This window comes from Nostoc mirabile CHAB5784, from assembly GCF_020829645.1.
Classification (GTDB): Bacteria; Cyanobacteriota; Cyanobacteriia; order Cyanobacteriales; family Nostocaceae; genus Nostoc; species Nostoc mirabile.
This window is the reverse complement of record NZ_JAIVFS010000001.1, coordinates 139,273-152,615: the sequence shown is the minus strand read 5'-3', so window position 1 is coordinate 152,615 and position 13,343 is coordinate 139,273. Positions and strand designations below refer to the sequence as shown.

9 protein-coding genes and 2 pseudogenes are annotated in these 13,343 nt (G+C 44.0%); 3 read left to right on the top strand and 8 right to left on the bottom strand.

Annotated elements, in window-relative coordinates; all coding sequences use genetic code 11:
- Window positions 1-808 precede the first annotated feature (808 nt).
- Both LC653_RS00745 and LC653_RS00740 read right to left on the bottom strand, forming a co-directional pair.
- Window positions 809-4,084 (bottom strand): efflux RND transporter permease subunit, encoded by a 3,276-nt coding sequence (locus LC653_RS00745; RefSeq protein WP_229492143.1) that lies wholly within the window; start codon window positions 4,082-4,084, stop codon window positions 809-811.
- 82 nt (window positions 4,085-4,166) lie between these two features.
- Window positions 4,167-5,768 (bottom strand): efflux RND transporter periplasmic adaptor subunit, encoded by a 1,602-nt coding sequence (locus LC653_RS00740; RefSeq protein ID WP_229492142.1) that lies wholly within the window; start codon window positions 5,766-5,768, stop codon window positions 4,167-4,169.
- Between the two features lie 578 nt (window positions 5,769-6,346).
- On the opposite strand from LC653_RS00740, the pseudogene LC653_RS00735 reads away from it, so the two are divergent.
- The 3 genes and pseudogenes from LC653_RS00735 to rbp all read left to right on the top strand — a co-directional run.
- Window positions 6,347-6,658 (top strand): annotated as a pseudogene (locus LC653_RS00735) (hypothetical protein); the annotation flags it as partial.
- A 168-nt stretch (window positions 6,659-6,826) separates the two neighbouring features.
- Window positions 6,827-7,144, top strand: a pseudogene (locus LC653_RS00730) (phycobiliprotein lyase); the annotation flags it as partial.
- A 273-nt stretch (window positions 7,145-7,417) separates the two neighbouring features.
- Entirely contained in the window at window positions 7,418-7,732 is a 315-nt protein-coding gene (rbp, locus tag LC653_RS00725; protein ID WP_229492141.1) for an RNA-binding regulator, read from the top strand.
- Window positions 7,733-7,851: 119 nt separating this feature from the next.
- Here the strand turns inward: rbp and LC653_RS00720 are convergent, their stop codons facing one another.
- The 6 genes from LC653_RS00720 to LC653_RS00695 form a co-directional block, all read right to left on the bottom strand.
- The gene (locus tag LC653_RS00720) at window positions 7,852-8,235 is read right to left on the bottom strand and encodes a nuclear transport factor 2 family protein (protein WP_229492140.1); all 384 of its coding nucleotides are present in this window, start codon (window positions 8,233-8,235) and stop codon (window positions 7,852-7,854) included.
- Between the two features lie 539 nt (window positions 8,236-8,774).
- A complete protein-coding gene (locus LC653_RS00715) occupies window positions 8,775-9,002 on the bottom strand; it encodes a hypothetical protein (protein ID WP_229492139.1) in 228 nt (75 codons plus the stop codon).
- Between the two features lie 161 nt (window positions 9,003-9,163).
- The gene (locus LC653_RS00710) at window positions 9,164-9,280 is read right to left on the bottom strand and encodes a PIN domain-containing protein (protein ID WP_229492138.1); all 117 of its coding nucleotides are present in this window, start codon (window positions 9,278-9,280) and stop codon (window positions 9,164-9,166) included.
- Window positions 9,280-9,507 (bottom strand): hypothetical protein, encoded by a 228-nt coding sequence (locus LC653_RS00705; protein WP_229486389.1) that lies wholly within the window; start codon window positions 9,505-9,507, stop codon window positions 9,280-9,282. Before LC653_RS00705 ends, LC653_RS00710 begins: the two co-directional genes overlap by 1 nt.
- A gap of 173 nt (window positions 9,508-9,680) precedes the next feature.
- Complete coding sequence (locus LC653_RS00700) at window positions 9,681-11,393, bottom strand: diflavin flavoprotein (protein ID WP_229492137.1); 1,713 nt, start codon at window positions 11,391-11,393, stop codon at window positions 9,681-9,683.
- 159 nt (window positions 11,394-11,552) lie between these two features.
- Window positions 11,553-13,277, bottom strand: coding sequence for a diflavin flavoprotein (locus LC653_RS00695; RefSeq protein WP_229492136.1), 1,725 nt, complete (start codon window positions 13,275-13,277; stop codon window positions 11,553-11,555).
- Between the last annotated feature and the right edge of the window lie 66 nt (window positions 13,278-13,343).

The window sequence follows — 13,343 nt, the reverse complement described above, 5'->3', positions numbered from 1 at the left end:
TAATTTAATTAATAATTACTAATTCATAATTGCAATCATTGTTGGCTCTGAACCCACCACTGATTGTAGACCACTGAAATCAAAAAATGAGCGTGCAAGTCTCTACCCATAAAATTTATGAATTATGAATTATGAATTAATAATTATTTGGTCAGCTAGTTAACGATGCTACAAGCTTTACTTTAAAGCAAGTAAACGGCTTGTTATTGTTTAATAACTCCCTCTCCCCACCCATCACCAGATTCCAGCCAGCCCTTTGCCAGTTTTGCCCTGACGAAGGGCTATTTAATGCCCTTGAAATCCTGTGGATAAACATCATGGGGGTAGGGCAGGTTGGGTTATGGGCAATGAATGGAGGAGTTGGGGAGAAACAAACTTGATAAGGAAGGTTGAGTATTAAAGGACAATACGGTTCGGTTAGTATATTTGGCTCTCGGAGATCCCCCCAACCCCCCTTAAAAAAGGGGGGCTTTTCCTCCTATTTACCCCCTTTTTAAGGCAGGGCTGTTTCATTTCATTTCAGACAGGATTTGTCAAGATGGTTAGCGAGAAAATTGTAAGTAAGGGTGACGATAAGATGAATATTTAAGCACTTAAATATCAGTAAAATAGTTCATTTTATTGGCACGCTGGTAACAAAATAACCAATTTTTAATTGCTAGAACCCTTGATTTTTAAAGCTCTTTCGGGAATGAAACAGCCCTGCTATTTACCCCCTTTTTAAGGGGGTCGCCGTAGGCGGGGGGATCTTAACCGAACCGTATTGTATTAAAGGAGGGGTAGTTTTGTATTAATCCCTATCAAGAATTCAGATAAATTTTTTCGTAAATCCACGCAACCAGATGAACACTGGCTTCGCCCAATTCCCACCTAGTAAATCGTGCAGCAAAATATAAAAACAGGGGATGATAAATAGTGTCAGCATTGTTGCGATCGCCATCCCAAAGAAAACTACAATCCCTAAAGGCTGCAAAAACTCAGAACCTTCGCCAATGCCCAATGCCAAAGGAAACAGTCCCAATATAGTGGTGACTGTAGTCATGATAATTGGGCGCAAGCGTTGAGGAGCAGCTTTCATGATCGCAATTTGGCGAGTACAACCAACTTCATCCCGAATTTGGTTCGCTAGTTCCACCATTAGAATCCCTGCGTTTACCACAATTCCCACCAGCAGAACGACACCAACAATTACAGTTGCGCCAATTGCAGTTTGGGTAATGTAAAGTCCAAAAATTCCTCCAGCTAACGCTAGTGGTACGGTGAAGATAATTACCAACGGGTCAATGAGCGAATTGTATTGCACCGCCATGACTACAAATATCAGGAACACTGCCAACGCTCCCAAAGTTTTTAAAGCATCCTGAAGTTGCTGATTAGTTTCTTGGGCAGAACTAGGCACAATTGAAACGCCATCAGGTAAGTCTATATCTTGGAGTACCTCATTGACTTCTGCGATCGCTTCACCAAGACTAGCTCCCTCGGTGAGATTACCTGCCACAATAAAAGCTTGACGCTGATTAATCCGTTGCACCTCACCAGGCGCTTGACCTTCTTGAATGTTTGCAACATCAAAAAGGCGGATTAGTTGATTGTTTTCTGTAAATAGCGGTAATTGCTCTAGCTGGGAAGGACGCGCAATTGCTTCCTTATTTAGCTGCACCCGCACATCAACTAAACGATTACCACGTTGAATTTGCGTGGGAACTGAACCTTCAATTGCTGTTTGAACTGTTGCACCAATTTGTTGGGCGCTCAACCCTAATGCCGAAACCCTTTCCCAGTCTGGGCGAATTTGGATTTCCGGTTGCCGGGGGTCGGCATCTGGTCGGAATGTCGCTAATTTTGCCCTTTCTTGCAATGCTTGCAATACTTGTGCGCCTGCTTGTGTTAAGTTTTCTTCATTCTCACCTTGCAGAATCACGTCAACGTCTGACCCTTGCACTGGAGAATTACTCAAGATTAAACCCCGCACCTGACCAGGATTAAGGCGCAGCAGAATTCCTGCTAAGTTGAGTTTGTTAAATTCCTGAGTTACTTTTTTGACGAAAGCTTCTACATCTGTGCCTGGTTTTAGATTGATGGTGCTGCTGGCACGTAAAGGATTCTCTGTAGTATTGCTACCAAACAAAGAACCACCCACAGTTGTGAAAGCAGACTCAGTTTCTGGTTGTTTGAGCAAAATGTCATCGACAATTTGCATAACTTTCTGAGAAGTTGCTAAAGGTGTACCGGGAGGAAACTGCGCTCTCAAGTTAGCTTGACCAGTACTGATGCGGGGTAAAATTTCTTGGGGAATTTGACCAAACATAAAGAAAGTGCCGCCGCCTAAAATTACCAAAGCAGCAGTTACTACAAAAAGCCGATAGCGTAAAACTTTGCTTAAGAAGTTACCGTATCCCCGCGTCGCATCTTCAAATCGGTGATTAAACTGTCTAAGCAGCCAAAATTCGCTAATTCTACTAGACCAGCGAATTCCCAAAAGTCGAGAAGACAGCATCGGCACTACTGTGATGGCGACGACAAGGGAGGCTGCGACTGCGAAGCTAATTGTCAGAATCAGTTCATTAAATAGCAGTGCAATAAAGCCGCCAATTAACAGGAATGGTACTACAGAAACTAAGTTGGCACCTGTAGCAGCAATTAAAGCAGATTCTACTTCTTGGGAAGCATTAATGGCACTGTCAATAAAGAATTTTGAATTTTTCTTCTGCCCCTCTGCCTCCATCTCTTTTTGATTGGGAGTCATCCCCGCTTTTTCGGAAATGTTTTCTAGGATCACAACGGATGTGTCAATTGCTTGACCGACTCCTAATGTCAGACCTGCTAAACTAAACACATTCAAAGTCAAGCCAAAGATTTTCATCAGAGCGATCGCTGCTAGAGTACACAGGGGAATCGTCAAACTGATAATCAATGTTTGTCTGAATGATCCCAAAAATAACAACACTGCTGCTGCTGCTAACAATGCCCCAGAAATCCCTGAAAAGATGACATCATTTAAAGAATTGCGGATGAAAACAGATTCATCTGTGGTCGGACTCAAAGTCATATCTGCTGGAATTAAACCCGATTGCCGTAATTGTTCAATTCGCCGCTTCACAGCATCTACAACGGTAATTGTGTTGGCCTCAGGCTGCTTTTGGATTGAAAATTTCACCGCAGGCTGACGATTCAGGTAAACAAATACTCGCTGGTCTTCTGTATCGTCAATTACCTCCGCAAAGTCTCGCAAATAAACGCGGCGAGAAGGTGCAGGGGAGGTAGAAGAGGCAGGGGAGGCAGAGGAAGCAGGGGAGGCAGGGGAGGAAACTTCTACAGAGAGGTTTTCAATTTCTCTGGCATTTTGGAAGCGTCCTACAGTCCGAGTCAATGGCTCGGAATTTTGCCCTAGAATCCGACCACCAGAAGTATCTTGGTTACGGGCTGTTAATTCATCTAAGACATCATTTAACCCCACGCCTAAAGCTTGCAATCGGTTCAAGTCAACAAGCACCCGTACTTCTTCCTCAGCACCACCAGACACATCGACTGAAGCAACTCCTGGCACGACACTGAGTTCACGGGTTAACTCTTCATCAGCAAATACGCGTAAATCTTTACCTGGCAACGAGGCAGAGGTCAATGCCAATTCATAAACCGGCAATTGGGAAGGATCGACTTTAAATAAGCGCGGCTCCTCTATCGTATCTGGCAGTTGTCCTCGACCTCGGTTAAAAGCAGCAGTAGCATCGTTTAGGGCTTGGTCAATATCGCCCCCTGGTTGGAAGTATAAATCGAGGCTTACCTGTCCTTCACGGGTGCGGGAAAAAACTTGCACTACATTCTCGGTTGCCCGTAAAGCTTCTTCTAAAGGTCTGGTGATTTCATCTACTGCTACTTCTGGTGAAATACCAGGGGCTTCTAGCCGGACGCCAATTCGCGGATAGGTAATAGCCGGTAGCAGATCGACTTGGATAGTTGTGAGAAAAAATACCCCAATGACAATTACTGCCACGGTGAGCATGAGTGTGCCAATGTGTTGGCGGATAGCGATCGCACTAAGACTAAATCCGCCATTGCCATTATTATTGTTCGCCTGTTGCATGATATTAAGTGATAAGTGCTAAGTGCTAAGTGCTGACTACTAAGTACTTTTTTCATTGGTATGGTGGTTATTACTCACCCTACTATTGCTTTTCTGAAAGAATTGAAAGACTTACAGTGTCACCTTCTTTTAACGGCTTACCACTACGAACAACATAGCGCTCTCCCGTTTGCAAACCGGATAAAATTTCCACTCTCCCATCAGCCCTTTTTCCCAACATTACGGCTCGTGCTGTTACCTTGGTTTTGCCTTCTGTGTCTTTGACGACAAATATTTCCCCACTTTGGTCTTGCGACTTTGCCTCTGCTATACCAGATGTGTTAGGTGGCGAAGAGTCCTGCTGTACATTTGTTTGCGTTTCCCCTGTACCCTTGGAGTTCTTAGTGCCTGCTTGTTTCTGAATAGCTGTTTGCGGCACGACTACGCGTTGTTGTGTCTGGTTTTCAAAATTGACTCGCGCCAGCAGTCCACTACCAATTTTCCCTTGAGTGTTGGGAATCACGACCTCTACAGGTATCAAGCGAGCTGTGGCATCGGCAGCTGGGGAAATGCGCGTAACTCTGCCAATTAATGTTTCGTTGGGGAAGGCATCTAAGCGGACTTGTACAGACTGCCCAACCTGAATTTGTGCCAGCTCTAATTCGGAAACTGCAAGGGCGACTTTGACACGGTTAAAGTCGCCAATTTTTAAGACTTCGCTACCTGCTTGCAGAAGGTTGCCGGGTTCTGTCACCTTTTCTGTGACTATACCAGTGATGGGGGATGTCAGCCGAGCGTAAGAACTGCGCTCTTTGGTTTGGGCAACCAATGCCTGTTGGGCCAATACTCTACCTTGGGCAGCAGCGACGGCTTGCTGTTCTGTACGAACCTGCTCTTGGGCTGCCCGTAGTGCCTGTGCTGCTGTTTGCGCCTGGGTACGCGCTTGCTGGGCAGTTTGTTCAGCGATCGCTCCAGCTTTGAATAACCTCTGCTGCCGTTCTGAGTCTGACTGAGCTTGTACCACTTCTAGCCGCGCCCGTTCAACGTCTGCACGGGCATTGCTTACTTGATTGGTTGCCCTAGCTACTTCTGATTTAAGGGCTGCTAATTCTGCTTCTGCTTGCTTTAATTCGGTCGAAAGTATGGCATCATCTAACTGCCCAACGTTTTGCCCAAGCTTTACCGTATCGCCCACATCTAAGTTCAAAGCCAACAACCGGGCTTCTACCTGCGATCGCACTGATACAATCCGAAAGGGTGTTGTATTACCTGTATATTCTGGTTGTTTTTCGAGCAAGTCAGTTCGAGCGATCGCCACATCTACAGGTGTTGCACCACCGCGTTCCCTATTACCAGGACTCTGAGATTGTGCATCTGCTGATTCTTTGGGCAACGAGCCGCAACTTGCCGTCAGCAGTCCTATACCTACCAAACAAGAAATTAATAAACTTCTTACAGAGGTGGAGGAAAGTAAGTAATTTTCTTTTTTACCTTTTTCACCTGTTGCACTAGTACTGTTTGCAAGAAGTCTACTCTTTAAATCTGCGTAGGCGCAGCCCGCACTTCGGCTGCGCTCAGTGACCACCCCAGGCATCGCTACCTCAGTCTTCACAACTGAATTTAACTGGATATTAATGAGCTGGTTGGAGGCTACCGGATCTGTTATTTTCACCTGCTTGTGCGGCTTATTCATATCCAAAATCATTTATTTTTCTCTTATTGGGGAGCTTTTGGGGTTAAACAGCCGTGTTTTACCAAGTAATTTTGAGAGATATCATTAACGAAAAACGGCGAGAATTCGTAAGCTGTCTTACAGTAACTTTCTGTATCAGAAATTACTGTTTTCCCATAAAAATCAAAAACTTCTCACCGCTCTACTTCTTACGCAGAGGTAGAAAATCTTCTTGCAGATAATAAATTATAAACTTAGTATAAATATTTGTCAGTTTTCTGAAATCTACCCATAGGAGAAACCTGGGTTTTTCTAAAGATATGAAACTTTTTGCCCCATATCCTAACATAGGCGGTATTACAATAATTACCCTTGTCTTTACATATTACTTTTTATTCTTGCATAAATACTTGTATTTATGGTATTTTATTTTCTGTTAAGAATATTAAAGATTTATTGCTTTTTTAGGTCTATAATGTATTGGAAAACACTATTTTTCTTACCCCCCTTGCGTAATATGGCAAGAACAGGGCGATAAGTACCATAGCAACAACAGCAAGTATGAAGTTTTTTGCCAGAAATATATTTGCATTAGGTGAGGAAGGTAAGGTGTGACATCATTGCTCAGAATCGTACAAACCACTGATGAATCCCAGATTTGGGAATTTTTCCAGGAATCAGGGGGTAAGTGGCGATGTCTACGATGGTCACTGAGCGGCTGGTGAGCATCTCGACTTGCGGACATGGAACCGGAGTCGAACCATGCCGAAGTGCGGGCTACGCCTACGCAACGACGCTACTACACCCTACCGGCGGGAGAAACTAAGGAGATTGAGAGTATAGTTACGATCGATTTTCTAGAGCAGGGCTGTGATGAATTGCAAAAGCTAGCTCAGATGCACGAGTTGCCTGATACAGGTAGTTTAACTCAATTCCGTGGGTTTAAGTCCCCCGGTTCAATAAAAATTTTGTTTTGTGTTGGGGTTAAATCCCCATTACAAAACAAAATTTACGAAAGCGTTGCGGGGCGAACGCGAGTGCGTCTCTAAGAGTTGCCCATTACGAATTACGAATTACGAATTACGAATTATTTAATCTGTGGTGCAGCAGTTGTATGGGAAAGTACAGATGTGCTAAAGACAAAGAAAGAATCGCAAGGTTCAACAATATTTGGGGTTATGGGAAACATTTTGTATCGCGATCGCGGTTTTGCCATATCCAAACCAGTCACCGCCCAGTATTATTTCTCCAACCCGAAAACACTGTGTTTGCGAACTGAATACAACGGTTCAGTGTTTGAAGAAGAGTTAAAGCTAATTGGCAGCAAATACCGCACCAGACAGACGATCATCTCTCGTGCTGGTGAGCAGTTGATGATTGGGCAATATTTAGAAAAGAGAATAGATTAGCTTCTTCCCTACTCCCTACTCCCTACTCCCTACTCCCTACTCCCTGTCTACGCAAATAATTTCAAAAATCAAAGCGGACTGCCATATAACTTTTTATAACAGTTTTGAAAATTTCCCCCAGAAAGTTAGTTGCTATGTAATCATGGGAAGTGAAATGAGAATTAATTCGGCGACAGTGTTTGTTTTTAGTATTGACAGGCTTTTCCCTTTTGGTATTACAGACTTCTCTCCGAAATCTAAATCTCTACAAACTTATGATTTTGGAGACATTTAATGTCAATTTACGTTGGTAACCTCTCCTATGAAGTTACACAAGATGCGCTGAGTGCTGTATTTGCAGAATATGGTTCTGTAAAACGTGTTCAGTTACCTACTGACCGTGAAACAGGTCGTTTACGCGGCTTTGCTTTTGTGGAAATGAGTTCAGAAGATGAAGAAACAAAAGCCATTGAAGCTCTTGACGGTGCTGAATGGCTGGGTCGTGACCTTAAAGTGAATAAGGCCAAGCCTAAAGAAGACCGAGGTGGTTCCTTCGGTGGTAACCGTGGTGGTGGTGGCGGCGGCGGCTACAACCGTAATCGCTACTAAGCTAATAAATAGGCGAAAGTCATTTAGTTGAATCTAAAAAAGGCTCAGGCAGCAATGCTTGAGCCTTTTTTATGCAAAACTTGAACTATAATTTCGGACAGTTGCTGGTTATACTGCGTCTATGATTCTCTAACCAAAGTGCCCTGATGAAAGATCATTTTCCATTGATCATTGTTCAATTTCCAGATGGAACTTCGCAGCGAATTAACAGGCTGTTCGCCAGATATATGTTTGACTATACGATAGGTTACTAAAACAACCCCTGCTGCCAAAACTAAGGTTTTAAATTCTGTTATCGATCTTTGAGTCAGGGATTCGATGGGTTCATTCTGTAAGCTGTTGATAATTTGCTGTTTATCGAAAACACGCCCTGAGCTTCCGAACTCAATAAACTCGTCAGCAAGTAAGTCCATGACATCTTTAGCTGACTTTCGTACATCCGGTTGAAGCAAACGCTCCTCCAACTCACGGAAAAGCGATTCCTCTAAATAGTCTGCTTTCATCTACATCTAAGAGGTTGTTTTAAAAGTTATATTTGTTACCCCAAATATCTAATACCCCCCTAACCCCCCCTTGTAAAAGGGGGGAAATAGTCTCTTAAAGCCCCCCAATATATCGGGGGGTTGGGGGGGTAATGTCAGAACTTGATGTGCTATACGACACTTTTCAAACATCCTCTAAGACCAAAACTATTAATTGTTGCGTTCCACTACGGGTAGGAAAGCGATTGGGCTTTGCTTTGTGATAATCAAAGCGATACTCAGCTTGAAGCTCATCGTCAGAAGTTTGCTATTTTTCAGGCATACGTTTCTTTCGTTCATAATCTTTACGTTCCGATCCCTTTTTGCTAACATTCATTAACAAAACTCCTGTAGCGAATTAGGCGATCGCTTTGGAACCTAAGTTCGATTATAAAGTCTGGTGTCAGTAGCGGGAATTTTTTACGCTCCTCGGAACTTTTTAGTCATTCTGCTACGTCAACCGATTTCTCATATCTTTAGGTGAGAGTACTAGAATCGGCGAACCTGTAAATCCATCTACATCACGAGTAACGATCGCCTCCAGCCCCAACTTCATCGCAGATGCTACCTGCACCGCATCTTCCTTCATCAGTCAACCCCAATGCGATCGCCTGTTCCAGCACCCCGCGATCCACCGCACAAATTTCCATCAGTGCCAACAATTGAGTCACTGCGGTAATGGCAACTTCAGCACTCTTGGTCTGGCGTCCAACCAAATAATGCACATCCGTAACCGTTGTTGCCGACATAAATCCTTCAACTTGACCAAATAATTATTAATTCATAATTCATAATTCATAAATTTTATGGGTAGAGACTTGCACGCTCATTTTTTGATTGAGCGTGGTCTACAATCAGTGGTGGGTTCAGAGCAAGTTCATAATTGCAATTATGAATTAGTAATTATTAATTATGAATTAGATTGACCCGATTCAACCGTCTCCAGCAAAAAAGCAGCATCCGCCACAAAAGGTTCACGCGCTAGCAAAGCATCCAGCAGAACGTTCGTATCAAATAAAACTCGCATTACAGATACTTTTGCACCAACCGGTCATCTAGCATAGCTTTCACTTCTTCATCTGTAGGTGGCAGGGTGTCAGTCTTTGCAATGCCGATCAAACTTGCAGCTAAACCCTTCGGCTTTGACGTTGGCTGAAGTTTTGGTTGGAGCGATCGCATCAATGTATTAATTAACTGCCAACGATCTTCAGCAGATAATCTCAGTGCTTGATCTTCAAGTTCACGTAACGTCATGGCAATAATTTTTAACACAGAGCATTGAGTTATCAGAATAAGTAGAAAATACCTCTATCTCAAATTTTAGCCGTTTGTGCTTCCTAATATCGTGACAATTTTACCCAAGCAGCATCATGCGATCGCCTCATAGAAGACCGCCCAGCACAGTGGCTTCTATGCCCTATTAGCAATTAATAATGAGTTGCCGATTTGCGATGATGCACGGCTGTAACGCCATCACTATCTAACAATTTGCCATTTTCGACAGTGGCATAAACTAGCCAGTGATCGCCAGATTCCATCCGGTTTTGTACGGAACATTCAAGATATGCTAGGGCAGTTGTAAGTATGAGAGAACCATTTTCAGCTTCTTCGGCGGCGACATCAGCAAATCGGTCTTGTCCTGGGCCGAATGGTTTGAGGAAGTGCTTCATCAATCCCAAATGATTACCTTCTTTAAGAATATTGAGGACAAATTTATTTCCTGTATGCGTCAGTGTTTCCACTGCACGTTCTTTAGCTACAGCTATGGTTAAACCAGGGGGACTAAAGCTAGCTTGAGATACCCAAGAAGCTAACATGGCACTGGAGCGATCGCCTTCTTTTGCTGTGAGAACACAAAGAGAACCGACAATCCGACCAACTGCTTGTTCTACATTAGTAGCAGGAAGACTTTGCGATCGCACTTTTCTAGCTTTCTTCAGGGCTTGGGCAAAGTCGGTTCCAGCTTCTTCACACAATTGTAAAGTGGCATCGTCGGGTTTGAATTTTACGCGGATGGTGTCAAAACCAAACCGATAGCCAGCATCTTTCAATTTACCTTCAATTAAATCAACTGCTTCCCCACTCCAGCCAAAGGAACCAAATACACCAGCGAGTTTATTGTTAGTAGCGGTGGAGAGTACAATTCCTAAAGCTGTTTGCACGGGTGTGGGTGCATGACCGCCAAGGGTAGGAGAACCGATGATGAAACCACCGGCTTTTTCCACAGCCGCCCGGATTTCTTCTGGTTCAGTAAATTCGCAGTTAATCGATTCTACGGCAACGCCAGCTTTTGTAATCCCACGAGCGATCGCTTGGGCTAATGTTGCCGTATTTCCATAAGCTGATGCATAAATCAACGCCACTGTCAAGTCGGCGGATGTTTGCTGTTGACTCCATTCTCGATAAGCTTTGGTCAGGTCAATTAAGCCATAGCGTACCAAAGGCCCGTGTCCAGTGGCATACATTCTCACGGGGAAATCAGCTAGTTTATCCAGCGCTGTTTCAACTTGACGGGCGTGGGGAGCCATGAGGCAATCAAAATAATAGCGTCGATCTTCGTTATATACTTCCCAGCCTTCATCAAATACCTGATCTCCACAAACATGCGCCCCAAATAACTTATCTGAGTACAGAATTTCTGTTTGCGGATCGTAGGTGCAAAGTTGATCTGCATAGCGGGGGTTGGGGGTGGGAATAAATTGTAAATTATGCCCGTTGCCTAAATCTAGGGTTTCTTCGCCCCGCATCACAAGAATTTGCAAATCTGGATTTTCCAGCGCCGCACGTAAATTTATCGCCCCGGGATTAGAACAAACAAAAGTGATTTGCGGGGCAATTTTCAACAAAGCTTTTAAAGTTGCAGCGCGGTTGGGGTTGACGTGTCCCAAAATTACATAATCTAACTCTTCGAGATGGAAACGCTGCTGCAACGCTTTTAAATAAATTTCTGTAAACGTTTCCCCTGGAGGGTCAATAATGGCAGTTTTCTCGCTTTCTATTAAATAAGAATTAGCAGTTGTACCCTTAGCAAGAGCGTATTCAATTTCAAACCTGAGCCTTGACCAACTGCGCGATCGCAGTATTTTTGTATCTGTAGCTATTGGATAAACTTGAACATCACGGGGTTTATTTTTTGACATAGGGAGTAGGGAGTAGGGAGTGGGGAGTGGGGAATAAGAAGTCGGAATCACGACTTCCTATTCTCTTTTTTAATAATGCTTTCTGACATGACTTTTGGGGTAATGGGCAATAAGAAGTAGGAAACACTACTCCCTACTCCCTACTCCCCACTCCCTATCTTAATAATGATTACCAACTTTGCGGTGATGGACAGCAGTTAAAGCATCTGGCTTAGAAACTCGTCCGGCGTAGACGGTGCTGTATACTGCCCAATGGTCGCCACAATCCATTCTACTGACGACTTCGCACTCCATGTAGGCGAGGGCATCGTTGAGGATAGGCGCACCATTTTCGGCTGGCTGGGTTCTGACTCCTTCAAAGCGATCGGCACCAGGGGCGAACCGTTTCAAAAAGTGTTTCATTAGTGGTTGGAAATTGCCTTCTTCTAATATGTTGAGAACAAAGCGATCGCCTACTTGCATAAGTGATTCAATTGCTCGATCTTTGGCTACTGCAATAGAAAATCCCAAGGGTTTGAAACTGGCTTGAGCAACCCAGGAGGCTAACATGGCACTGGATACATCGCCTTTTTTGGCAGTAATAATATATAATCCGCCGCTAAGTCTACCTAATGCTTTATCTAAGTCAGCACCAAGGGATTTCATGGCTTTGATGCTGCGATCGCGTGTTACCCATTGCCCTAAGTCTGTACCCGCTTCTTCACACAGCTTGTAGGTATTTTCTGTAGGTGTTTGTTTAATCCGAATTGCTGGAAAAACTGTTGTCAAACCCAAATTGCGGAATTTACTCACCAAAGGATCTATCGGCTCATCATCGCCACCGCCAGTTTCAAACACGCCGATAGCTTGCTTTTCTTTGGCAGATCCTAAAACTGTGCTGAGTGCAGCTTGGATGCTAGCAGCGCCAGAAGCCGGAGGTAGACCAACGATTAGCCCAGCACAACGGCTAACTAATTCCCGCAGTTCTTGTAAATCGACTTCAGATCCCAAATCGACAATTTCCACAGCGACACCAGTTTTACCGATACCGTTAGCAATTGCTTGCGCGAGGCGATCGCTATATCCATATTCGGAAACGTAAAATATCCCAATCGTTGTTTCTGCCTTGGTTTGGGTTTGGCTCCAAGTGCGGTAACGTCCAACTAGTTCCTCAACATTATGGGATAATAATGGGCCGTGTCCTGTGGCAATCATGTCGATGGTTTTCAGTTCCCCCATGCGTTTCAGGGCAGATAAAACTGAGCGTGCATTCGGCCCCATCAAGCAATCGTAGTAGTAATGAAAGTCTTCTTCGATAGCTGCCAAGTCTTGATCAAAGGTGCTATCTGAGCAATAGTGCAACCCAAAGGCATCGCAGGTATAGAGAATTTTGGTTTTGTGGTCGAAGCTGAAAATGGTATCTGGCCAATGTAAATTTGGGGCAATCACGAATTCAAATTCATGACCATTACCCAAATCTAAGCGATCGCCATTTTTCACAATCCGCCGTTTAAATGGCTGATGTACGAAATCCTCAAGAAACTGAATCGCCACTTTAGAACCGACAACGGTAATTTCTGGAGCCATTTGCAGCAAATCTTTAACTAAACCGCTATGGTCTGGCTCGGTGTGGCTGATAATCAAATAATCAATATCTGTTGGCTTGATTAATCCGGTGAGCGTATCGAAGTATAGTTGACGAAACTTTTCGTGAGAGGTATCAACTAAGGCTGTCTGCTCTCCACGAATGAGAAACGAGTTATAGGTCGTACCGTTTTGCAGACCAAACTCAATATCGAAGCGATCGCGATCCCAATCCAGAGAGCGGATAACCGTCGTCTCTTGAGCGATTTCCACCTGCTGTATGGTGAACCGTTTTTCAGTTTTTTCGGTGAGCGCTACCATAACTCCCCTCCTTGACACAATGAGTATTTGTTCCTCTAGTTTTATTGTGACATGGGATGAATGTTA